Source organism: Rhizobium sp. ERR 1071, assembly GCF_007828675.1.
Taxonomy (GTDB): domain Bacteria; phylum Pseudomonadota; class Alphaproteobacteria; order Rhizobiales; family Rhizobiaceae; genus Rhizobium; species Rhizobium dioscoreae.
On sequence record NZ_VITM01000001.1, the window covers coordinates 508,134 to 527,343 of the forward strand.

A 19,210-nucleotide genomic window follows, 5' to 3' on the forward strand; every position below is an offset into this window, starting at 1 on the left:
GCCAGTATGGGGAAGAGTCTTAAGCTCACTTCTGAACCGCCGCACGGCAGTTCGCGGCAACATCGGCCCCTCCAAAATAGCAGGGCTGGCGAAAAGATGGCTAAAAGCGGGCGGCTACCGGCAAACACTTCGGAATGGCTGACACTGGCGCGGAATTGACTTACGGCGACTGACCAGCTTTGGCCGCGATATGCACACAAAGCAGCCACCATCTTAGGCAAAGCCCCCACAAGACTTGCGCGTTATGCATAGGTGGCATGAAGCTTTCGCGCTTTTAGTTTTCGCGGCGCAGCATATATTTAAATCCATTAGATCGACGACGGAACCAATCACGGAACTGCTCGATCCCTTGATCCTCGAAAGGGACTACAATGAACCTGACCCGCTCTTTCAACAACTGGCGCAAGTATCGTCAGACCGTTAACGAACTCGGCCGCATGAGCGCTCGTGAACTGCACGACCTCGGCATCGACCGCGCCGACATCCATCGCGTTGCTCGCGAAGCCACCGGCCGCTAATCGCCGGATAGGCTTCGCCACTCGCGAAAGCCTCTCAACGCCCGTTGCGGACCTCCGCGGCGGGCGTTCTTTTTTGCCTCCCGACTGAGCAAGCGCAGCATAACCGATCCGCCGCGAGCTATTCCTTATCTGCAAAGCACACAAATTTTGAGCATCGACTGCTTTTTGGGCGTCATATTGCACAAATGCATAGCAGACGCATCTTCTTTGCACTGCACAATCAACCTCTTCGCGCCTATATAGAGTGCAAGCGCTGAGGCGGTAATCACACCGCCCGCAAACAAGATACCGAGGAAAAAATCATGAACCCGATTCGCATTGCAAAGAACTGGATCAGCTACCGCCGCACTCTGAACGAACTTGGCAACCTCTCCAGCCAGACCCTTTCGGACATCGGCGTCAGCCGCTACGAAATTCGCAACATCGCTGCTCGTTCTTTCCGTTAATAGAAACGGACTGGCAGACTGCTTCAAGACGGCGCCTTTGGCGCCGTTTTTGATTCCGGCGATTGGGTCGCCGTATTACTTTAATCGACTCGCAGAGTTTCAGTTGATCACCGGCGAACCGCTCACCCTTACCGGACATCAATGCTGCCACTCGTCCAGCCTCGCAGCAGCCCGTGCACAGCAGGCGAAGATAGCCCCTGCCGCCATCACGCGCGGTATTGGAACGGAACCGCCGGTTTCTCATTTACAGGTGGAGATCTTTTAGCAGGGAGGCGGAGAATGCAAATCCAAGGAATTTACGCCGCGCTCGCGACGGCCAGCATGGACAGGGCGGAAACGTTCTATACTCAACTTTTCGACCGAGGACCTGACGATCGTCCCATGGATGGGTTGATCCAATGGCGCAATGTCGCAGGCGCGAACATTCAAATCTTCCATGATAGGGAGAATGCGGGGCACGGCAGACTAACCATTGTGGTGCCGAAAATGGATGAAGCCCGCAAATTGCTCGAAGACTTTGGCGTAAAGCTCACGGGTGAATCGCAAGGCAACTATGGAAAGATCGCCCAATTGATTGACCCGGACGGAAACCGCATCACTCTTGCAGAACCGCCCTCAAGACCTTTCGATAGGTAGCTCGCACTAAGCTGGCGGACCAGAGACTAAGTTTGCCGTAAGACCGCTGCGCAGTTTTGAGCGGCATGCTTTAGCAAAGCATTGGATCGCCGGCCTGCCCGTGATAATGACGCGCGCATGACACAGATCACTTCTTACTCCCCTATCCACGTCATCGGTGGCGGCCTCGCCGGCTCGGAAGCCGCATGGCAGATCGCCAATGCCGGCGTTCCGGTCATTCTGCATGAAATGCGCGGCGTGCGCGGCACCGAAGCACACAAGACGGACGATCTTGCCGAGTTGGTGTGCTCCAATTCGTTCCGCTCCGACGATGCCACCAGCAATGCTGTCGGCGTCATCCATGCGGAAATGCGCATGGCGGGTTCGCTTATCATGGCATGCGCGGATAAGCATCAGGTACCGGCCGGCGGAGCGCTTGCTGTCGATCGGGACGGCTTCTCGGCAGCCGTGACGCAGGCGATTGCAAATCATCCGCTGATCACCGTCGTCCGTGAAGAAATCCAGGGGCTGCCGCCCAGGGAATGGGACCAGGCAATCATCGCCACCGGCCCACTGACCGCGCCCGCGCTTGCCAGCGCCATCCAGGCTGAAACCGGAACGGATGCGCTCGCCTTTTTCGATGCCATCGCGCCGATCGTCTATCGCGACAGCATCAACATGGACATTTGCTGGTATCAGTCGCGCTACGACAAGGTCGGCCCCGGCGGCACCGGCAAGGATTATATCAACTGCCCGATGGACGAGGCCCAATACAATGCCTTCGTCGATGCCCTGATCGCCGGCGACGCCGTCGGCTTCAAGGAATGGGAAGGCACGCCCTATTTCGACGGCTGCCTGCCGATCGAAGTCATGGCGGAGCGCGGACGCGAAACACTGCGCCACGGGCCGATGAAGCCGATGGGGCTCACCAATGCCCATAATCCCACGGTCAAGGCCTATGCCGTCGTACAGCTGCGCCAGGATAATGCGCTCGGCACGCTCTATAACATGGTCGGTTTCCAGACCAAGCTGAAATACGGCGCGCAGGCGGAGATCTTCCGCCTGATTCCCGGCCTCGAAAATGCAGAATTCGCCCGCCTCGGCGGCCTGCACCGCAATACCTACATCAACTCGCCGACCCTGCTCGACCGCTCGCTGGTCTTGAAGTCGCGCCCGGGCCTGCGTTTCGCCGGCCAGATCACAGGCTGCGAAGGCTATGTCGAGAGCGCCAGCATCGGCCTGCTCGCCGGCCGCTTCGCAGCAGCCGAGCGCAAAGGCGAAGCGCCTTTGCTGCCTCCGGATACGACAGCGCTCGGCTCATTGCTGAACCACATCACCGGCGGCCACATCGTCTCCGACGAGGAGCCGGGCAAACGCTCCTTCCAGCCCATGAACATCAATTTCGGGCTTTTCCCGGAGCTGGAGCCGGGTTCGATCGTCAAGCCGGAAGGCGTCAAGCGCTTTCGCGGCAAGGACAAGACCATCATGAAGCGCCAGCTCATCGCCAAGCGTGCGCTTGCCGATTGCGCCGGATGGCTCGGCTTGCCTGCACCCGTATTCGCGGAAAGCGCCTGACTTTAGCGCTTTCGTGATCTTCAGCTTGTTGCCGGCGGCGCGTGGTGCTCGAGCTTCGCGTCCTCGCCGGCGACATAGTTGCCGAGCAGCCAGAGCGAGACCTCAGCAGCTTCCGTCGGTGTCTTGAATTCGAATGTGCCGTTGTGGTGGGGCACATCCAGAAAATCGACGATTAAGCCGCGTCCGGTTGCCGACATCTTGGCACGCGCCCTGCCCGGCTCGATCAGATGGACGCTGAAATGATTGCGCACATTGCGCATGAACCCCGCCTTGTCGTCATGCAGACGCACGAAGACCGCCTGCCCGTCGGCGGTCGTCTGCAGCTGGCGAATGGCCTCCGTCGGAAAAGCGCGGCCGAATTCCAGAATCGCAAGGCCGGTATCGTGCAGGCCGTCTTCCTTGTTCTGCGATGCCATGCGCGTCGCGTAATAGGCAATGAAGATGACAATCGCAAACAGTATGCACCAGACGACAATACCCACGGCAGATCCCCCTGAAATGCAAATCAAGTGCCGCCATCTCCATAGACGCCGAGACTTGCGCGAGCTTGGTGTATTTTAGATTTTCTTTGTGATCGACGCTATCGCCATGCGCAGCTGCCGGCGCCATTGCGGCAGCACCAGGGATTGATCGAAGATGCCGACTCCGAGCTTCTGTGCCTTCTGCAACACAGGCTCGGCCAAGGTGACAAGCAGAAACGCCGGGAATACGGCCTGCGGTATGGCGCCTGCCGCCCTCGCCTTGGCGAGATGCTCGCGACCGAGACCGGCGAAGGCCTCGATCGCCGCCGAAATGCGTGGCTTGTCCTCGCCGGCGAGAAAACCGTCGCGATCGAGCCCGGTTGCCGCCAGGATCTCCAGCGGTAGATAGAGCTGGCCGCGATGGCGGTGCAGCGGCATCAGGAGCAGCAGACCGGCAATCGCCTGCGCAACGCCGGCATGGCCGGCGGCATCGGCGGAGCGCTTCGCCTCATCGGCGGACAGGACCAGGCTTGCAAGCTGGATAAGGGCCGAAGCCGTCTCACCAGCATAGCCTTCCAGACTGCTGCGGCTTTCCATGGGATCATCGTAGAGATCGAATATGCGCGCATCGATCATGTCGATCAGCGTCTGGCGCGGCAGGCGATACTCTTCAATCGCAGTGAGAAGTTCGGAAGCCAGCGGATTGGCCTCACTCGAGCCGTGGGACTGCCCTTCGAGGAGATCGCGCCAGTATTGCATCCGCACTTCGCCTGGCAGCGGCTCATGCACGAGATCGCGTACGCGCGCCAGCTCGGCGTTGAAGGCATAGAGCGCGGCAAGTGCCGGGCGCTTATCCTCCGGTGCCAGCAGGCAGGCGAGATAGCGATCGCGATCGGTGTCGCGAAGCGTAGCGAGGCAGATGTCCCGGTTGCTCCGAGGCGCAGCTGGTGTTGTCATACGCTTGGATCCGAAGGTCAGACGGCGATTAGCGCCGCGGCCACGGCACGCGATTCGGAAAGCATGATGTTGAAGGTGCGCACCGCTGCCCCCGTGCTCATCGGGTCGGAGGAAATCTGCTTTCCACGCAGGGCGGCCTTCAGCTCGGCGGGAAGCGGGTGCAGCTCCATGCCGGTGCCGACGAGCAGCACTTCAATCTCGGCGGCTTCATCGAGAACCTTCTGGAAGCGATCCGGCGTCAGCGCATCGCCCTGCAGCATGTCCCAGCCGTAGATGCCCGAAGGCAGGCACAACAGCGAACCGCGATGCGACATGTCGGCGAAGCGAAAGCCGCCATTGCCGTAAGCATCGATCGGTGCGCGTCCGGGGAAATGCGCGTTTCGGATTTCTATACCTTTAGCCACTGTATCACACCGCTGGTTTGCCTGACTGGATATCGCCGGCCGCGGGTCCATTGCTTTCGCCGCCGGTCTGAAACTTGTCCGGCCGCAGCTTGAACAGGATCAGCACGGGCGCCGCAATATAAATCGACGAAAAAGTGCCGACAGCGACGCCGAAAAGCAGAACGAAGGTGAAGGCACGGATCACCTCGCCGCCGAAGATGTAGAGGGCAAACAGCGCCAAAAGCGTCGTCGCCGATGTCAGAATGGTACGAGATAGTGTCTGATTGATGGAAGCATCGATCAAAATCGGCAGCGGCATCTGCGAATAGCGCTTCAGATTCTCGCGCATGCGATCATAGACAACAACCGTGTCGTTCAGCGAGTAGCCGACCATGGTGAGGATCGCGGCGATGCTCGTCATGTTGAATTCCATGCCTGATAGCACGAAGAGGCCGAGCGTCAGGATGACATCGTGTAGAGTCGCAATGATCGCGCCGACGGCAAATTGCCATTCGAACCGTACCCATATGTAGATCAGGATTGCCGCCAGGGCCGCAAGGACGGCAAGGGAAGCCGTAGTGGTGATCTCGCCCGATACGGCTGGACCGACCACTTCGACGCGGGCGAAATTGTAATCCTTGCTCAGCTCGTCCTGAACGAGCGAGACGGCGGATTGTTCGGCGTTTTCACCGCCCTCCTGAGCATGAACGCGAACCACTGCGCCAAGACGATCGGCGAGCCGTTCGACGCGCACGTCGCCCGGAATGACGGCGTCAAGACGGGTTTGAATGTCGACGGGATCTGCAACGCCCTGTTTGGCCCGGACCTCGATGATCGATCCGCCGGCAAAATCGATGCCGAGGTGCATGCCGACCGTCGCGAAGGCAATGAGAGTGACGACCGAAAGAGCCGCAGAGACCGTAAAAGTATAGCGGCGGATGCCCATGAAGCGGATATTGGCATTGTCGAAAATGCCGCTGCGCACACCAACAAGCAAAGTGCGCGGCTTGCGGCGCGAGATCCACATATTCACCAGCGACCGTGTGACGAAGCAGGAAGTGAAGAAGGTGGTGACGACACCCACCATCAACGTGGCGGCAAAGCCGCGCACCGCGCCGGTGCTTGCATAAAAGAGAATGGCCGCGACGATCAGAACCGTCAGATTGGCGTCGGCGACGGTCGCAGCTGCCCGGTTGAAGCCGTGGCGCAGCGCATCGACGAGAAGATGGGTCTTCCTCTCCTCTTCGCGCACGCGCTCGTAGATCAGCACCAGCGCATCGAGACCAATGCCGATAATGAGGACGATGGCAGCGACACCCGGCAGGGTGAGCGTAATGCCGAGCAGGCCCATGAGGGCCGCGACCATGATCATGTTGATGACGAGCGAGATGGTCGCGATGATGCCGAGCAAGCGGTAGAAGCCGATCATCAGGGCCGCAACGAAGACAGCGGCCGCAATGCAGGCAATCAGACCATAATGCGCCGTTTCGCCGCCAAGGCCCGGCTGAATGGTGCGCTCTTCGACCGTCGTCAGGGTTGCCGGCAGCGGACCGCTCTTGATCATGACGGTTAGATCCTGCGCGCCCTGGGCGGTGAAATCTCCGGGAACGTCGATCTCGCCTGTTGCGATGACCGTCTTCAGAGAGGCAGCGGAGATGACCTGATCGTCAAGCACGACGACGATGATCTTGCCGAGATTGCTGGCCGTCGATTGCGCGAAGCGGTGAGTTGCCTCCGGCGTCAGCTTGACGGAAACGGTGCCTTCGCCTTTCTGATTGTCAACGACCGCGATGGCATCGGAAAAATCGACGTTCGAGAGCAGTGGCTGCCGCTGTACGAGATAGCCAACGGGCGGATCATCTTCGGAAAATAGCACGTCGGATCCGGCCGGCGGCTGCTTGTCCATGGCGTCCTGAACCGACATCGACTGATCGATCAGGCGGAAGCTGAGCTTAGCTGGCTGGCCGAGAAGGTTTTTCAGCCGCTGCGCATCGGCAAGGTCGGGCACCTGAACGATGATACGATCGGATCCCTGCCGGCGGATCAGTGGTTCTCCAACACCGAGTTGCGCGATACGGGCATGAATGACCTTGATCGCGCGTGCGATCGCCGATGAGACATGGCTGTTGATATCCGCATCGGTGATATCGAGCGTCAGCGCACCATTGTCACCTTGGGACAGAACAACGGACGGCTGATCGGATCCCGCCGTCAGTGGCCGCAATGCCGTCAAAGCAGCCTGAACCTGCGAGGGATCGCCGATGCGAAGCTGGATTTTTCGGCCGGTGCCGGTGAGGCCCGAATAGGCGACATTGACGGTGCGCAACCGGGTGGCGATATCGCCGACAATGCTTTCCAGGCGATCCTTCTCGACGTCACCCCGTTCGATCTTAAGCAGCAGATGCGATCCGCCGCGAAGATCAAGGCCAAGCTCGATCTTTCGATGTGCCCACCATGCTGGAAACGATGAAAGCGAGCGCTCACCAAGCAGGTTGGGAGCGGCCAGAAGCACGCTCAAGAGAACGACGAACCAGATCAGGGCGGTCTTCCACCAGGAGACGTGCAGCATCGCTCTCTCGAATTAGGGCTTCCCTACCGCGCCCTCCCTTTCGACGGAAAATGCAAAGGGCGCAGTAACACCTTGAATTTGTGCACAGTCCTTCAAGAAAGTCGATCTCGAATTTCGAAGATGCGCAGCGGCGGCAGGCGCCGCCTCTCGGGAGGAGCCTTACGCGGCGTCCGCCTTGACGGGTTCGCCCTTGACGCGAACCTCGGAAATGGCGCTGCGGACAACGCGGATGCGCACGCCTTCAGCGATCTCGACTTCCAGTTCCTTTTCGTCGATGACCTTGGTGACCTTGCCGACGATGCCGCTGGTGACGATCTGATCGCCGCGGCGGATGTTCTTCAGGATCTCGTCACGCTTCTTCGCCTGCGCGCGCTGCGGACGGATGAGGAGGAAATACCAAACGACCATCAGCGGCACAAACAGGATGATCATTTCAAAGCCGGAACCGCCGAAGGCACTCGCGGCCGAATCTGTCGCGCTCTGCGCATATGCGTTGGTGATAAACATCGAGAACTCCCTTGAATTCCGAGCGGGAACGGGCCCCGCGTCAGGTGGCCGGAATATAGTTACGCGTATGGCGAATGCAACAAAAACAGCCGTCAACCGTACCGTTTTCCCGGTCTGTTAGCCTTTCAGCCCCTAAAGGAGCATGATACCCGGCAAGACAGCGCGCGCATTTTACGACTTTCTTGTTCAATATTCAGGAGGAAACGGTGACTGAAGACCAAAACGCCCTGATCCTTGCCGAAGTCCGTCGCCTTGCCGACGCTGTCGAACGTCTGGCCGGCCCGGCCCCTGCCGTCAATGACTGGAATGCCGCCGACTGCTTCGTCTGGGCCCCTGCCCGACTTCATCTGCAACCGGTGCCACGGCCGAACCGTGTGGCGCTGACCCTCATCCGCGGCGTCGATCACGTGCGCGACATTCTGCACGAGAACACGCTTCGTTTTGCCGAAGGTTTCGCCGCCAACAACGTGCTACTGTGGGGCGCGCGCGGCATGGGCAAATCCTCGCTGGTCAAGGCGGTGCATGAAGACGTGCGTCGGGCGACCGGCGTGTCGCTGAAGCTGATCGAAGTGCATCGCGAGGATATTTCCTCGCTGCCGGTGCTGCTCGATATATTGAAGGCAACGCCGCATCGCATCATCATCTTCTGCGACGACCTTTCCTTCGATCATGACGATACCGCCTACAAGTCGCTGAAGGCGGCATTGGACGGCGGCGTCGAAGGTCGGCCTGATAATGTGCTGTTCTATGCCACATCCAACCGTCGCCACCTGCTGCCGCGCCACATGATGGAAAACGAGCAATCGACCGCGATCAATCCCTCGGAAGCCGTTGAGGAAAAGGTATCGCTCTCCGATCGCTTCGGCCTCTGGCTCGGCTTCCACAAGTGCAGCCAGGAAGACTATCTGCAGATGATCGACGCCTATGCCGATCACTTCAAGCTTGATCTCGATCGCGCCCAGATGCATCACGAAGCCTTGGAATGGGCAACGACCCGCGGCGCCCGTTCCGGCCGTGTCGCCTGGCAATATATCCAGGATCTCGCCGGCCGGCTGCGCATCGTGCTGGAGCGTGATTGATCTTCGATCGACAACGCCATGAACGACAAAAAGCCCGGCTGTGACCGGGCTTTTTGCAGAGTCCTTGAGACGCACTACCTATTCAAGGAACGTCATTGGGTTGACCGGAGCCGAATTCTTGCGGACTTCGAAGTGCAGCTGCGGCTGGCTGACATTGCCGCTCATGCCCGACGTCGCGAGCGTCTGACCACGCTGGACCTTCTGGCCGCGAGTGACGCTGAGTGCGTCCGCATGACCGTAGACCGTGACGGTACCGTCGTCGTGGCGGACGAGAACCGTGTTGCCGAGTTCCTTCAGGCCATTGCCGGCATAGATGACGACGCCGTTTTCGGCCGCCTTGATCGGCGTGCCCTCGGGAACGGAGATGTCGATGCCGTCGTTGCGGCTGCCGTTGACGTTGGCGCCATAGCCGGCGACGACAGCGCCGCGAACCGGCCAGCGATATTTGCCAATACCGGTCGCCTCGGGCGCATCGGCCTGCGCATCCGACTTTGCGGCATCGTTAATGGACTGGCTCGGCGAAGCGGAGGCAACTTCCTTCGGCTTGGCAGGGGCATCAGCTGCCGCGTCGGCATGAGCAACCGCCTTGGGTGCCTGCTTGGCGATCGGGTCTGCGGCGGCCTGCTTCGGCTCCACAGGCAACGCGCCCGGCTTGGCGGATGCCTTCTGAGGCTCTATCGAGGCAGTCTTGACCGGGTCTGCAGCAGCGACGGAACCGTGTGGCAACGCGAGTGCCTGCCCGATGCGAATGCTATCGCCGGCCTGCATGTTGTTCGCACGCTTCAGTTCAGCGACGCTCACGCCGCTTTCCTTGGCGATTCTTGCCAGCGAGTCACCCGGCTTGACGACATAGGTGCCCTTCGGCGTCGGCCCCTTGCCATTACCGGCCGCGAGCTTATTGGGGTCAGCGAGGCCAGCTTGGGACTTGCCGCGCATCTGGTTGCCGGAGGGCAATGCGAGCGCTTCCTGCTGCGGCGCCTTGGCAGGACCAGGCATCTTGCCGCCCTTGGAAAGATCAGTCGCTTCAGCGGCCATCTTGGCCGGGCCTGAAACACCTGCCCCATTCATCGTCGGTATGACGATCTGCTGGCCAGGCTGCGCGGCAGCGCCATTGCGCAGGCCATTCGCACGCAGAATTTCCTTTTCCGGAACGCCATAGCGGCGCGACAACAGCGCAATATTTTCACCCTGATGCAGCGTCACGCTCGGAGCATTGACCGTGGTCCAGCCGGGAGACATCTGCTGCGCGGCGGCAGTCTTGATCGTGCCCGTCGACATGGTGTCGGGAGCAAGTGCCGGCGCGGCGCGCGAGCCGTTATTGCTGCGAGATGCGGGGAACGGCTGCGCCATTGCCTCAGATTCCGCCTGCGGCATCCGACGAGAATTGCTGGCGGAAGCACTCGGAGGAGCGAGATCGGTGCGCTGAATTGCGACGGGAGCGGTCGAAGCCCGTGCGCTGGAATAGGACGGGTTATAGCGAGCCGGCGAGTTGGGATAGGGTTGCGATACCGGCGCACTCTGCTGCGAATAATCCTGCTGGCCGTAACCGCCTGCTTGAGCAACGTCTGCGCGCGGTACGAGATCACCGTTCGGACCGTTCAGGCTGCGACGATTGATCGAGCCGGTCGTTACATTGTCCGTTTTATTGAAGAGACCACTGAAACGGGTCGTGTCCGAACTACAAGCTGTGGCCGTACTCGCCAGAAGAATGGCCACCAGGACCTTCCCTGCCGATTTGCTGACGTTTGAAGAAAGACTGAAACCCATGACTCGACCCACTTAAGACGCAACCGATTATGGGTCGATTAAAGCGCGTTAATCTTACCATGCGGTTAAAGCACTGGTGCGGCATGTGTTTTTTTGAGGAATTGCTAACCATAGAGAATGAAACGGCGCCAATGCGCCCGTTTCATAGGGGCATCAGCCCGAATTGAGCCTCAAAGATAGGAGGCGAGCATCGGCACGATGGGCTGATAGGGAACGTCGAACAATTCTTCGCGCTCGAATCGGCTTCCCGTCTTCGTCAGTCGCACCAAGCGACATGTGCGCTCATCAATAATAAGCGGGGCTATCATCGAACCGCCGGACACGAGCTGTTCGGCATAAAAGCGCGGCATTGTCGTGAAAGCTGCCGTCACCAGGATGCGATCGAAGGTGCCCTCGCCCGGCAGACCGGCGCTGCCATCAGCCTGACGGATGATGACATTGCGCAGCCCAAGCGTATCCATGCGCTGCTGCGCCGATGTCGTCAGCGTCTTGTAGCGATCGACCGTCAGCACGCGCTCGACGATTCGTCCCATAACAGCCGCAGTGAAACCACTTCCCGTGCCGATCTCGAGAACGCGATGGCCAGGCTTGATCTTCAAGCCATGGAGAATACGCACCACAAGATCGATGCCTTCCATGAAGGCACCGCAATCGATCGGAATCGTGCGGCTGGAATAGGCATCATCGGCAAATTGCGCCGGCACGAAAGGCAGGCGCGGCGTCTGCTCGACCGCCGTCATCAGATCGATGTCCAATATGCCTTCCGCCCGCAGCCGCAACACCACGGCCGCAAAGCCTTCCTTTTCCACCAAACGAGGTGTCAATCCGCTACTCCATACCGAGCGCCCGCGCCACGCGGTCTTGCGCCGAATAATCCGTCAGATCGAGTTTCAAAGGCGTTACCGAAATACGATTTTGTTTCAACGCCTGAATATCGGTCCCTGGACGGAAGATGCCGCTCCGCTCACCGAAGCGAAGCCAATAGTAAGGGAAGCCGCGGCCATCGGCCCGCTCCTCGACCTGCACGTTGAAGGCAAGATTGCCCTGTGCGGTCACTTCCGCTCCGTCGACCTCTTCGGGGCGGCAATTCGGAAAATTCAGATTGAGGAAGGTACCGTCAGACAGATCGACGTTCATGAGCTTGTTAAGCAAAGCCGGAGCATGTGCTTCTGCCACTTCCCAGGGCACGACGCGCGCGCCGTTTTCATAGAGATAGGCCTGGCTCAAAGCAAAGGAGCGCACGCCTTGCAGCGTGCCCTCGATGGCTCCGGCGATGGTGCCGGAATAGGTGACGTCGTCAGCGACATTCGATCCGGAATTGACGCCGGAGAGCACGAGATCCGGCTTGATATCCAGAACCTTGCGGATCGCCATGATGACGCAATCGGTCGGCGTTCCCCGCAACGCATAATGCCTGTCGGAAACCTTGCGCATGCGCAACGGCTCGGAAAGGCTTAATGAGTGAGCAAGGCCGCTCTGATCCGTCTCAGGCGCAACGACCCAGACATCATCAGACAGCGTGAGGGCGATGCGCTCTAATGCCGCCAGACCTTCGGCGTGAATGCCGTCATCATTGGTCAAAAGAATACGCATCGCCCCACCACCTGATTATGCTGCTTTTTCGATCCTCTTCAGACCACCCATATATGGCAGGAGTACGTCGGGGATAGTGACCGAGCCGTCAGCATTGAGATAATTCTCAAGCACGGCGATCAGGCAGCGGCCGACGGCCGTTCCCGAGCCGTTCAGCGTGTGAACGAACTTTGTGTTCTTGTCGTCCTTGCCGCGATAGCGCGCATTCATGCGCCGGGCCTGGAAATCACCACAGACGGAGCAGGAGGAAATCTCTCGATAAGTATCCTGTCCCGGCAGCCAGACTTCGAGATCATAGGTCTTGCGCGCGCCAAAGCCCATGTCTCCGGTCGAAAGCGTCATGACGCGGTAATGCAGGCCGAGGCGCTTCAGCACTTCTTCTGCGCAAGCCGTCATCCGCTCATGCTCGGCAATGGAGCTTTCGGCGTCGGTGATCGACACCAGCTCGCATTTCCAGAACTGATGCTGGCGCAGCATGCCGCGGGTATCGCGACCGGCCGAGCCTGCTTCCGATCGGAAGGACGGCGTGAGTGCGGTGAAGCGCAGTGGCAGCTTCTCCTGATCGAGAATTTCGCCGGAGACGAGATTGGTCAGCGATACCTCAGCCGTCGGGATCAGCCAGCGACCGTCCGTGGTCTTGAACGAATCTTCTGCAAATTTCGGCAGTTGACCTGTTCCGAACATCGTCTCGTCGCGTACCATCAAGGGCGCGCTAACTTCGGTATAGCCGTGCTCGCTTGTGTGCAGATCGAGCATGAACTGACCGAGTGCGCGTTCAAGGCGAGCAAGCTGCGAGGTCAGCACCGTGAAGCGCGAGCCGGACAGTTTTGCCGCGCGTTCGAAATCCATATAGCCGAGTTCTTCGCCAATCTCGAAATGCTCTTTCGGCTGATGGTTCCAGGTCGGCTTGGCGCCCCAGACATGCTTGACGACGTTGTCGTGCTCGTCCTTGCCGACGGGCACGTCTTCGAGCGGTATGTTCGGAATGCGTGACAGCGCGTCATTGAGCTCGGCCGTCAGCGTGCGCTCTTCTTCCTCCGCAGCCGGAAGCGACAGCTTAAGGTCGGCAACCTCGGCCTTCAGCTTCTCGGCAAGCTCGCTGTTCTTCTGCGCCATCGCCGCGCCAATTTCCTTGGAAGCGGCGTTGCGGCGCGATTGCATATCCTGGACGGACTGAATGACGGATCGGCGCTTCTCGTCGAGCGCTATGAGGCTTTGCGACAGAGGCTCCGCACCGCGCTTGGCAAGCGCTGCATCAAAAGCCTCGGCATTCTCACGAATCCATCTGATATCAAGCATCTTCGTTCCAGGTCGTTTGACATAAGTACAGCTCCGACCGAGGCTTCGGTCGGAGGTCGAACCGGCAAATACCTGAGAAACGAGGCGAAGGCCTCCCCGCCTGGACGTTAATCCGTCTTGGCGATATCGGAACTTCCGCCACTCTCTTCGAGCGCTTGCCGGGTACGCTGGCGTTCTACGAGTCGCGCCGCGTAGATGGAAATCTCGTAGAGAAGGATTGTCGGCAGTGCAAGGCCGATCTGGGACATCGGGTCCGGCGGCGTCAGCACAGCAGCGACGATGAAGGCGAAAACAATGGCAAACTTGCGCTTTTCTGCGAGCCAGGCCGACGTCAACAAGCCGACACGTGCCAGCAGCGTGGTGATGACGGGAAGCTGGAAGACGAGCCCGAAAGAGAAGACCAGCGTCATGATGAGGCTCAGATATTCCGAGACCTTCGGCATCAGCGCAATGCCGATCTGACCGTCGCCACCCGTCTGCTGCATCTTCAGGAAGAACCACATCACCATGGGCGTGAAGAAGAAATAGACGAGTGCTGCCCCCATGAGGAAAAGTACGGGCGAAGCGATCAAAAACGGCAGAAAGGCATTACGCTCGTTCTTATAGAGGCCGGGCGCGACGAACTTGTAGATCTGCGAAGCGATGATCGGGAAGGAAATTACCAAGGCGCCGAACATGGCGACCTTCACCTGGGTGAAGAAGAACTCCTGTGGCGCGGTGTAGATCAGCTCTGACTTCGCGAGATCGAGATGAGCCCATTCGACGGCCCATTTATAAGGATAGACCAGATAATTGAAGAGATGCTTCGCCACTGCGAAACAGCCAATGAAGGCAATGAAAAAAGCCACGAGCGACCAGATGAGCCGTGTGCGCAATTCCATAAGGTGTTCGATAAGCGGTTGCGGCTTATCGTCGATGTCACCCGTCATGCCTGGTCCTTCTTCTTGGGCGTTTTAGGCGTCGCCTTGCTGGCTGTAGCGGTCGGACGCTTCCTGGGAGCTGGGGGCGTCTTCTCTACGGCAGCAGCGACCGCGACCTTGCGCGGGGCTCGCTTTGGTTTTTCCGTGACGACGGGCGTCTGGACGGCGGCAGCCGCAACATCCTCGGTCTTCGCCGGGGCTTTAGCGCGAGGTTTACGAGCGGCCTTCGGCTTCTCTACTGCGTCATTCACAGCGGCCATCGGCTGAGGGACGACTGCTGCCACCGCCTCTGGAGCCGCCGCTGGCGACGGATTGCTCGAAACGGCAGGCATTGTGGATGTGGCCGCAAGTGCTTCCGGCAGGCCGGACGTCACACCCGAAACCGGCTCGGACGGCAATGGTGTCGCGGCCGGGGCTGCTTTGTCCGGTGTTGCCGCACGCTGCAGATCAGCCTTTATCTCATTGCCCATTTCTCGCAGCGGGTTCATGGCTTCCCGCAACGAATTGACCGGATTGAGCTTCTGCGCATCGGCGATCGTCTGGCGCACATCATCCAGATCCGCCTCGCGCATGGCTTCGTCGAACTGAGCGCGGAATTCGCCAGCGACCTTCCTGGCCCGCGCCGTCATCTTACCGATGGTCCGCAATGTCGACGGCAACTCCTTGGGGCCGATCACCACCAAGGCCACGACGCCAATAACCACCAGCTCGGACCAGCCTATATCGAACATGCAAAGGCTCCTGGGCTAACGGCAAGCCTTTCAGCTTGCGCCTGCCCGACATGATTACTTCGTTTCGTCAGCCTTATGCTCGACCGTACGGGACGCCGTCGACGCGGATGTCGACGTATCTTCGTCGTCGTTCATGCCCTTCTTGAAGCTCTTGATGCCCTTGGCGACATCACCCATCAGCTCCGGGATCTTTCCACGGCCGAACAACAACAGCGCGATGGCCAGGACGATGAGCCAGTGCCATATGCTTAGAGAACCCATTGCTTTAACTCCCAATTACAGTGTCTTTTCGATGTAAGACGTTTGCGGATGTTTTTCAAACACCAAAATGCAATGCATCCACGCATATCGGGATGACAAGCGCCGATGCGGGCGATCAAGCGTCTCCAAGCCGAGAGGATGATTGTTATATTCGCACCCGCTGATGGCGAAAGAGAGACTTTGCCGGCAGTTTCGCGAAAATCCGCAGATAGGGTTGCAACCCCTTGAACGAGCCGGCCAACGCTCAATCGCTGGAGCTTGCGCCGCTCGGCGGCAGGATGCCGAGTTCCTCCAGATCCATCTGCGTGATCGGATCTTCGTCTTCGGTCAACTCGTCGCTCATCAACGGCGAGGGAATGTTGAAATTGGCCGGAATCCGGCCTGACAACAACCCCGCCCCCTTCAACTCTTCGAGACCGGGCAGATCGCGCAGCTCTTCGAGACCGAAATGATCGAGGAAATCGCGCGTCGTGCCAAGGGTCACCGGTCGCCCCGGCGTGCGGCGACGGCCACGGAAGCGGACCCAACCAGACTCCATAAGAACGTCAAGCGTGCCCTTGGAGGTCTGCACGCCTCTGATATCCTCGATCTCGGCGCGTGTGACAGGCTGATGGTAAGCGATAATGGCCAGCACCTCCAGCGCCGCACGCGACAGCTTGCGCACCTCGCTCTCGTCACGCCGGATCACGAAGGAGAGATCCGCAGCCGTGCGAAAGGCCCAGGCGCCATCCACCTGGACGAGATTGACGCCGCGCATGGCGTAATCGGCCTTGAGTTTCTGCATGATGGCGGGAATTTCGACCCCACGCGCCACGCGCTCCGCAATGAAGGCCTCGGAAACCGGCTGCGCTGAGGCGAAGACCAGCGCTTCGGCAATCCGCTCGGCCTCGCTCAGCCGACGATCGTCTACATCGGGCGCTTCCGCCTCGTGCTCCACATGCTGCTGCTGCTCGTCGTCCGGTTCAGTCACGCGCTTTCCTGCCCTATTCCGCTGCTTCCAGTGACGAATGCTTCGGCCCGCGCCGCATGTAAAGCGGCTGAAACGCGCCTTCCTGGCGAATTTCCAGCTGCCCTTCGCGCACCAGCTCCAGCGATGCCGCAAAGGCGCTGGCAATCGCCGTCACCCGCTCGCTCGAAGTCGTCATGTAACTCAGCAGGTAATGTTCCAAGGCCGTCCAATCGGTGATTTCGCCGATCATCCGGTCCAGAATAACGCGGGCATCGGCCAGCGACCAGACACGGCGCTTCTCGATCGTCACCTGGGTCACGGCCTGACGCTGACGCAGGCTCGCATAGGCGGTGAGCAGATCATAGAGGCTGGCGTCGAAGGCGGATTGGCGTCGATCCGGAATATGTTCCGGCGCGCCGCGCGCGAAGATATCGCGGCCGAGGCGGTTGCGATTGACAAGATCGGTAGCAGCATCGCGCATGGCTTCCAGCCGCTTCAGGCGGAAGGCGAGCGTCGCCGCCATCTCCTCGCCGGTCGGTCCGTCTTCCTTGCTCTGCTGCGGGATCAGCAGCTTGGATTTCAGATAGGCGAGCCAAGCGGCCATGACGAGATAATCGGCCGCAAGCTCGATGCGGATACGCCGCGCACTCTCGATGAACTGAAGATACTGTTCGGCCAGCGCTAGAACGGAGATACGGGACAGATCGACCTTCTGGTTGCGTGCCAAATGCAGCAGCAGATCAAGCGGTCCTTCAAATCCGGCGAGGTCGACGACAAGCGACGGCTCATGCGAGCCGCGCTGTGTCTCACCCTCCTGCCAGAGCTTGTCCATCGGCGTTGCCGCCTGCTGAAGCTTGTCCGTGCTGCCGCTCACTCTGTCACCCGCCCGTTCCTCGAAGCCCGGCTTTACGCCACTGCGAACATCGCGTCGAATTCCGCCCGAATAGAGGCTTCATCGGCGCCATCATTTCTGCCGAATGCCGCCTCGACCGCCTTGGCCCGTTTCAGCGACGCCCCTGCCAAAGCAGGAACATTGCGAACCACCTGCTGCATTTCGTCCATGACGCCATTGCAATGCAGCACGATATCGCATCCGCCCGCAATAATATTTGCTGCACGTTCGCCGATCGTGCCCTTCAACGCATTCATGGAGGTATCGTCCGACAGGAGCAGTCCCTGGAAACCGATATGCCCGCGGATGATCTCCTCGATCACCTTGCGCGACGTCGTGGCCGGGTTCTCCGGATCGATATCGGTAAAGACGACATGGCAGGTCATCGCCATGAGTTCGTCCTTCATTGCAACGAAGGGAGCGAAATCATGCGCCTCCAGCTCCGCGCGTGGCACCGAGACGACAGGCAGCTCATGATGCGAATCGGCAAAGCCCCGGCCATGCCCCGGCATGTGCTTCATGACAGGCAGCATGCCGCCGGCCTTGAGCCCTTCCGCCGCCGCACGTCCCATTTCCGTCACCGTCACCGGATCGGAGCCATAGGCGCGATTGCCGATGACGTTGCTCGATCCCTCCACAGGCACGTCCAGCACCGGCAGGCAATCGGCATTGATGCCGAATTTCAGCAAATCGAAGGCATGGAGCCGCGACATCAGCCATGCAGCACGGAGGCCTCGTTCGCGATCCTGGCGATAGATATCGCCGAGTGCCTGCCCCGAGGGATAATGCGGCAGGATCGGCGGGCGAATGCGCTGCACCCTGCCGCCTTCCTGGTCGATGAAAACCGGAGCGTCGCGTCCGACGCTATCGCGCAGAGACGCAACGAGATCGGCGATCTGTGCCGGTTCGGAAATATTGCGTCCGAACAGGATAAAGCCCCATGGCTGCTCCCCCTTATAGAAGGATCGCTCTTCGGGCGTGATGGTGTGGCCGCTACAGCCGAGGATCATGGATTTCGATTCGGTCATACCCGAATCATAAGGCTTGCGCTGGGAAATGCGAGTGAGGTCAAGCTGGGATACACAGGAACAACCGTCTTCGGCAGGCTATTTGGGCGGTATACGATAGACGACTGAGCGGTATTTAGGATTTGACCTGCACTCCCTCACCTCGCCGCCATAGGCTTCAGCTATCCGTCTGCTGGCGATGTTCTCCTCTGCGACGGGGTATACGAAATATCGAATAGAAAAGCTCGCACTTGCCCATCCGATGATCGCGCCGATCAATTCGCGGCCGAATCCCAGACCTTGCGCTTCGCTGCGAAGCCAAATTCCAAGCTCCGGCGTGTCGGTCAGCGCGGCATGCATACCGATAACACCCAGAAAGCGATCGTCATTCCTGCAGCGGGCTGTGAAGTGCAATTCCGAGCCGTCTTCAATTGCCTTCAGCCAACCCCGCCAAACATCCGCAAAAGCCGCTTCAGTCTCAGGCGGATGCCAGGCCATGAAACGCGTGATGCCAGGCGATATGTTGGCGAAGATATCCGGGGCGTCCTCAGGAACAAACGGCCTGATGAACGTTCGACGCGTCGATAGCTGTAGATGCCGCATCGTTCGCCATGTCCCGCGCTTAGCGCATCAAAAATAAATCCGCCCGCAGATTGATCTCTGCGGGCGGATTTTTCAACT

At 59.5% G+C, this 19,210-nt stretch carries 21 protein-coding genes; 5 read left to right on the forward strand and 16 right to left on the reverse strand.

Annotated elements, in window-relative coordinates; translation table 11 throughout:
* Positions 1-371: 371 nt before the first annotated feature.
* The 4 genes from FBZ99_RS02555 to trmFO all read left to right on the forward strand — a co-directional run bounded on the left by FBZ99_RS02555 (position 372) and on the right by trmFO (position 3,154).
* Positions 372-518 carry a DUF1127 domain-containing protein gene (locus FBZ99_RS02555; RefSeq protein WP_081615319.1) on the forward strand — a complete coding sequence of 49 codons (147 nt, stop codon included), beginning with the start codon at positions 372-374 and terminating at the stop codon, positions 516-518.
* Between the two features lie 302 nt (positions 519-820).
* Positions 821-964, forward strand: a complete 144-nt coding sequence (locus FBZ99_RS02560) for a DUF1127 domain-containing protein (protein ID WP_069611985.1) — start codon at positions 821-823, stop codon at positions 962-964.
* A gap of 279 nt (positions 965-1,243) precedes the next feature.
* Entirely contained in the window at positions 1,244-1,600 is a 357-nt protein-coding gene (locus FBZ99_RS02565; protein WP_113352616.1) for a VOC family protein, read from the forward strand.
* A 117-nt stretch (positions 1,601-1,717) separates the two neighbouring features.
* On the forward strand, positions 1,718-3,154 hold the full coding sequence (trmFO, locus tag FBZ99_RS02570) for a methylenetetrahydrofolate--tRNA-(uracil(54)-C(5))-methyltransferase (FADH(2)-oxidizing) TrmFO (protein WP_113352617.1): 1,437 nt from the start codon (positions 1,718-1,720) through the stop codon (positions 3,152-3,154).
* Positions 3,155-3,174: 20 nt separating this feature from the next.
* On the opposite strand, the gene FBZ99_RS02575 is transcribed toward trmFO, so the two are convergent.
* The 5 genes from FBZ99_RS02575 to yajC form a co-directional block, all read right to left on the reverse strand.
* Complete coding sequence (locus tag FBZ99_RS02575) at positions 3,175-3,636, reverse strand: hypothetical protein (protein ID WP_113352618.1); 462 nt, start codon at positions 3,634-3,636, stop codon at positions 3,175-3,177.
* Positions 3,637-3,711: 75 nt separating this feature from the next.
* A complete protein-coding gene (locus tag FBZ99_RS02580) occupies positions 3,712-4,572 on the reverse strand; it encodes a phytoene/squalene synthase family protein (RefSeq protein WP_113352619.1) in 861 nt (286 codons plus the stop codon).
* A gap of 17 nt (positions 4,573-4,589) precedes the next feature.
* On the reverse strand, positions 4,590-4,976 hold the full coding sequence (locus tag FBZ99_RS02585) for an Mth938-like domain-containing protein (RefSeq protein ID WP_113352620.1): 387 nt from the start codon (positions 4,974-4,976) through the stop codon (positions 4,590-4,592).
* Positions 4,977-4,980: 4 nt separating this feature from the next.
* Positions 4,981-7,524 (reverse strand): protein translocase subunit SecDF, encoded by a 2,544-nt coding sequence (gene secDF, locus FBZ99_RS02590; RefSeq protein WP_113352621.1) that lies wholly within the window; start codon positions 7,522-7,524, stop codon positions 4,981-4,983.
* 159 nt (positions 7,525-7,683) lie between these two features.
* On the reverse strand, positions 7,684-8,031 hold the full coding sequence (gene yajC / locus FBZ99_RS02595) for a preprotein translocase subunit YajC (RefSeq protein ID WP_047634659.1): 348 nt from the start codon (positions 8,029-8,031) through the stop codon (positions 7,684-7,686).
* Between the two features lie 206 nt (positions 8,032-8,237).
* Between yajC and FBZ99_RS02600 the strand changes: the two genes are divergently transcribed.
* The gene (locus FBZ99_RS02600) at positions 8,238-9,110 is read left to right on the forward strand and encodes an ATP-binding protein (RefSeq protein ID WP_069612289.1); all 873 of its coding nucleotides are present in this window, start codon (positions 8,238-8,240) and stop codon (positions 9,108-9,110) included.
* A gap of 78 nt (positions 9,111-9,188) precedes the next feature.
* On the opposite strand, the gene FBZ99_RS02605 is transcribed toward FBZ99_RS02600, so the two are convergent.
* From FBZ99_RS02605 to FBZ99_RS02655, 11 genes are all read right to left on the reverse strand, one after another.
* A complete protein-coding gene (locus FBZ99_RS02605) occupies positions 9,189-10,877 on the reverse strand; it encodes a peptidoglycan DD-metalloendopeptidase family protein (RefSeq protein WP_113352622.1) in 1,689 nt (562 codons plus the stop codon).
* 170 nt (positions 10,878-11,047) lie between these two features.
* On the reverse strand, positions 11,048-11,701 hold the full coding sequence (locus FBZ99_RS02610) for a protein-L-isoaspartate(D-aspartate) O-methyltransferase (RefSeq protein WP_069611978.1): 654 nt from the start codon (positions 11,699-11,701) through the stop codon (positions 11,048-11,050).
* A 4-nt stretch (positions 11,702-11,705) separates the two neighbouring features.
* Positions 11,706-12,470 (reverse strand): 5'/3'-nucleotidase SurE, encoded by a 765-nt coding sequence (gene surE / locus FBZ99_RS02615; protein ID WP_069611977.1) that lies wholly within the window; start codon positions 12,468-12,470, stop codon positions 11,706-11,708.
* A gap of 15 nt (positions 12,471-12,485) precedes the next feature.
* Positions 12,486-13,769 (reverse strand): serine--tRNA ligase, encoded by a 1,284-nt coding sequence (gene serS, locus FBZ99_RS02620; RefSeq protein WP_113333674.1) that lies wholly within the window; start codon positions 13,767-13,769, stop codon positions 12,486-12,488.
* 107 nt (positions 13,770-13,876) lie between these two features.
* Entirely contained in the window at positions 13,877-14,698 is an 822-nt protein-coding gene (tatC, locus tag FBZ99_RS02625) for a twin-arginine translocase subunit TatC (RefSeq protein ID WP_113333673.1), read from the reverse strand.
* On the reverse strand, positions 14,695-15,420 hold the full coding sequence (tatB, locus tag FBZ99_RS02630) for a Sec-independent protein translocase protein TatB (RefSeq protein ID WP_113352623.1): 726 nt from the start codon (positions 15,418-15,420) through the stop codon (positions 14,695-14,697). Before tatB ends, tatC begins: the two co-directional genes overlap by 4 nt.
* Before the next feature lie 54 nt (positions 15,421-15,474).
* On the reverse strand, positions 15,475-15,681 hold the full coding sequence (locus FBZ99_RS02635) for a twin-arginine translocase TatA/TatE family subunit (protein ID WP_069611973.1): 207 nt from the start codon (positions 15,679-15,681) through the stop codon (positions 15,475-15,477).
* 244 nt (positions 15,682-15,925) lie between these two features.
* Positions 15,926-16,618: an SMC-Scp complex subunit ScpB gene (scpB, locus tag FBZ99_RS02640; protein ID WP_246661078.1), complete on the reverse strand. Its 693-nt coding sequence runs from the start codon at positions 16,616-16,618 to the stop codon at positions 15,926-15,928.
* A gap of 46 nt (positions 16,619-16,664) precedes the next feature.
* Positions 16,665-17,462: a segregation and condensation protein A gene (locus FBZ99_RS02645; RefSeq protein WP_069612288.1), complete on the reverse strand. Its 798-nt coding sequence runs from the start codon at positions 17,460-17,462 to the stop codon at positions 16,665-16,667.
* Positions 17,463-17,536: 74 nt separating this feature from the next.
* Positions 17,537-18,550 carry a beta-N-acetylhexosaminidase gene (gene nagZ / locus FBZ99_RS02650; protein ID WP_113352625.1) on the reverse strand — a complete coding sequence of 338 codons (1,014 nt, stop codon included), beginning with the start codon at positions 18,548-18,550 and terminating at the stop codon, positions 17,537-17,539.
* 78 nt (positions 18,551-18,628) lie between these two features.
* A complete protein-coding gene (locus FBZ99_RS02655) occupies positions 18,629-19,132 on the reverse strand; it encodes a GNAT family N-acetyltransferase (protein WP_113389585.1) in 504 nt (167 codons plus the stop codon).
* Between the last annotated feature and the right edge of the window lie 78 nt (positions 19,133-19,210).

Bases quoted from the DNA above. Each gene is read 5' to 3' on its own strand.
- FBZ99_RS02555 (WP_081615319.1), top strand. From the start codon at position 372: ATGAACCTGACCCGCTCTTTCAACAACTGGCGCAAGTATCGTCAGACC.
- FBZ99_RS02560 (WP_069611985.1), top strand. From the start codon at position 821: ATGAACCCGATTCGCATTGCAAAGAACTGGATCAGCTACCGCCGCACT.
- FBZ99_RS02565 (WP_113352616.1), top strand. From the start codon at position 1,244: ATGCAAATCCAAGGAATTTACGCCGCGCTCGCGACGGCCAGCATGGAC.
- trmFO (WP_113352617.1), top strand. From the start codon at position 1,718: ATGACACAGATCACTTCTTACTCCCCTATCCACGTCATCGGTGGCGGC.
- FBZ99_RS02580 (WP_113352619.1), bottom strand. From the start codon at position 4,572: ATGACAACACCAGCTGCGCCTCGGAGCAACCGGGACATCTGCCTCGCT.
- secDF (WP_113352621.1), bottom strand. From the start codon at position 7,524: ATGCTGCACGTCTCCTGGTGGAAGACCGCCCTGATCTGGTTCGTCGTT.
- yajC (WP_047634659.1), bottom strand. From the start codon at position 8,031: ATGTTTATCACCAACGCATATGCGCAGAGCGCGACAGATTCGGCCGCG.
- FBZ99_RS02605 (WP_113352622.1), bottom strand. From the start codon at position 10,877: ATGGGTTTCAGTCTTTCTTCAAACGTCAGCAAATCGGCAGGGAAGGTC.
- surE (WP_069611977.1), bottom strand. From the start codon at position 12,470: ATGCGTATTCTTTTGACCAATGATGACGGCATTCACGCCGAAGGTCTG.
- serS (WP_113333674.1), bottom strand. From the start codon at position 13,769: ATGCTTGATATCAGATGGATTCGTGAGAATGCCGAGGCTTTTGATGCA.
- tatC (WP_113333673.1), bottom strand. From the start codon at position 14,698: ATGACGGGTGACATCGACGATAAGCCGCAACCGCTTATCGAACACCTT.
- tatB (WP_113352623.1), bottom strand. From the start codon at position 15,420: ATGTTCGATATAGGCTGGTCCGAGCTGGTGGTTATTGGCGTCGTGGCC.
- FBZ99_RS02635 (WP_069611973.1), bottom strand. From the start codon at position 15,681: ATGGGTTCTCTAAGCATATGGCACTGGCTCATCGTCCTGGCCATCGCG.
- FBZ99_RS02645 (WP_069612288.1), bottom strand. From the start codon at position 17,462: ATGGACAAGCTCTGGCAGGAGGGTGAGACACAGCGCGGCTCGCATGAG.
- nagZ (WP_113352625.1), bottom strand. From the start codon at position 18,550: ATGACCGAATCGAAATCCATGATCCTCGGCTGTAGCGGCCACACCATC.
- FBZ99_RS02655 (WP_113389585.1), bottom strand. From the start codon at position 19,132: ATGCGGCATCTACAGCTATCGACGCGTCGAACGTTCATCAGGCCGTTT.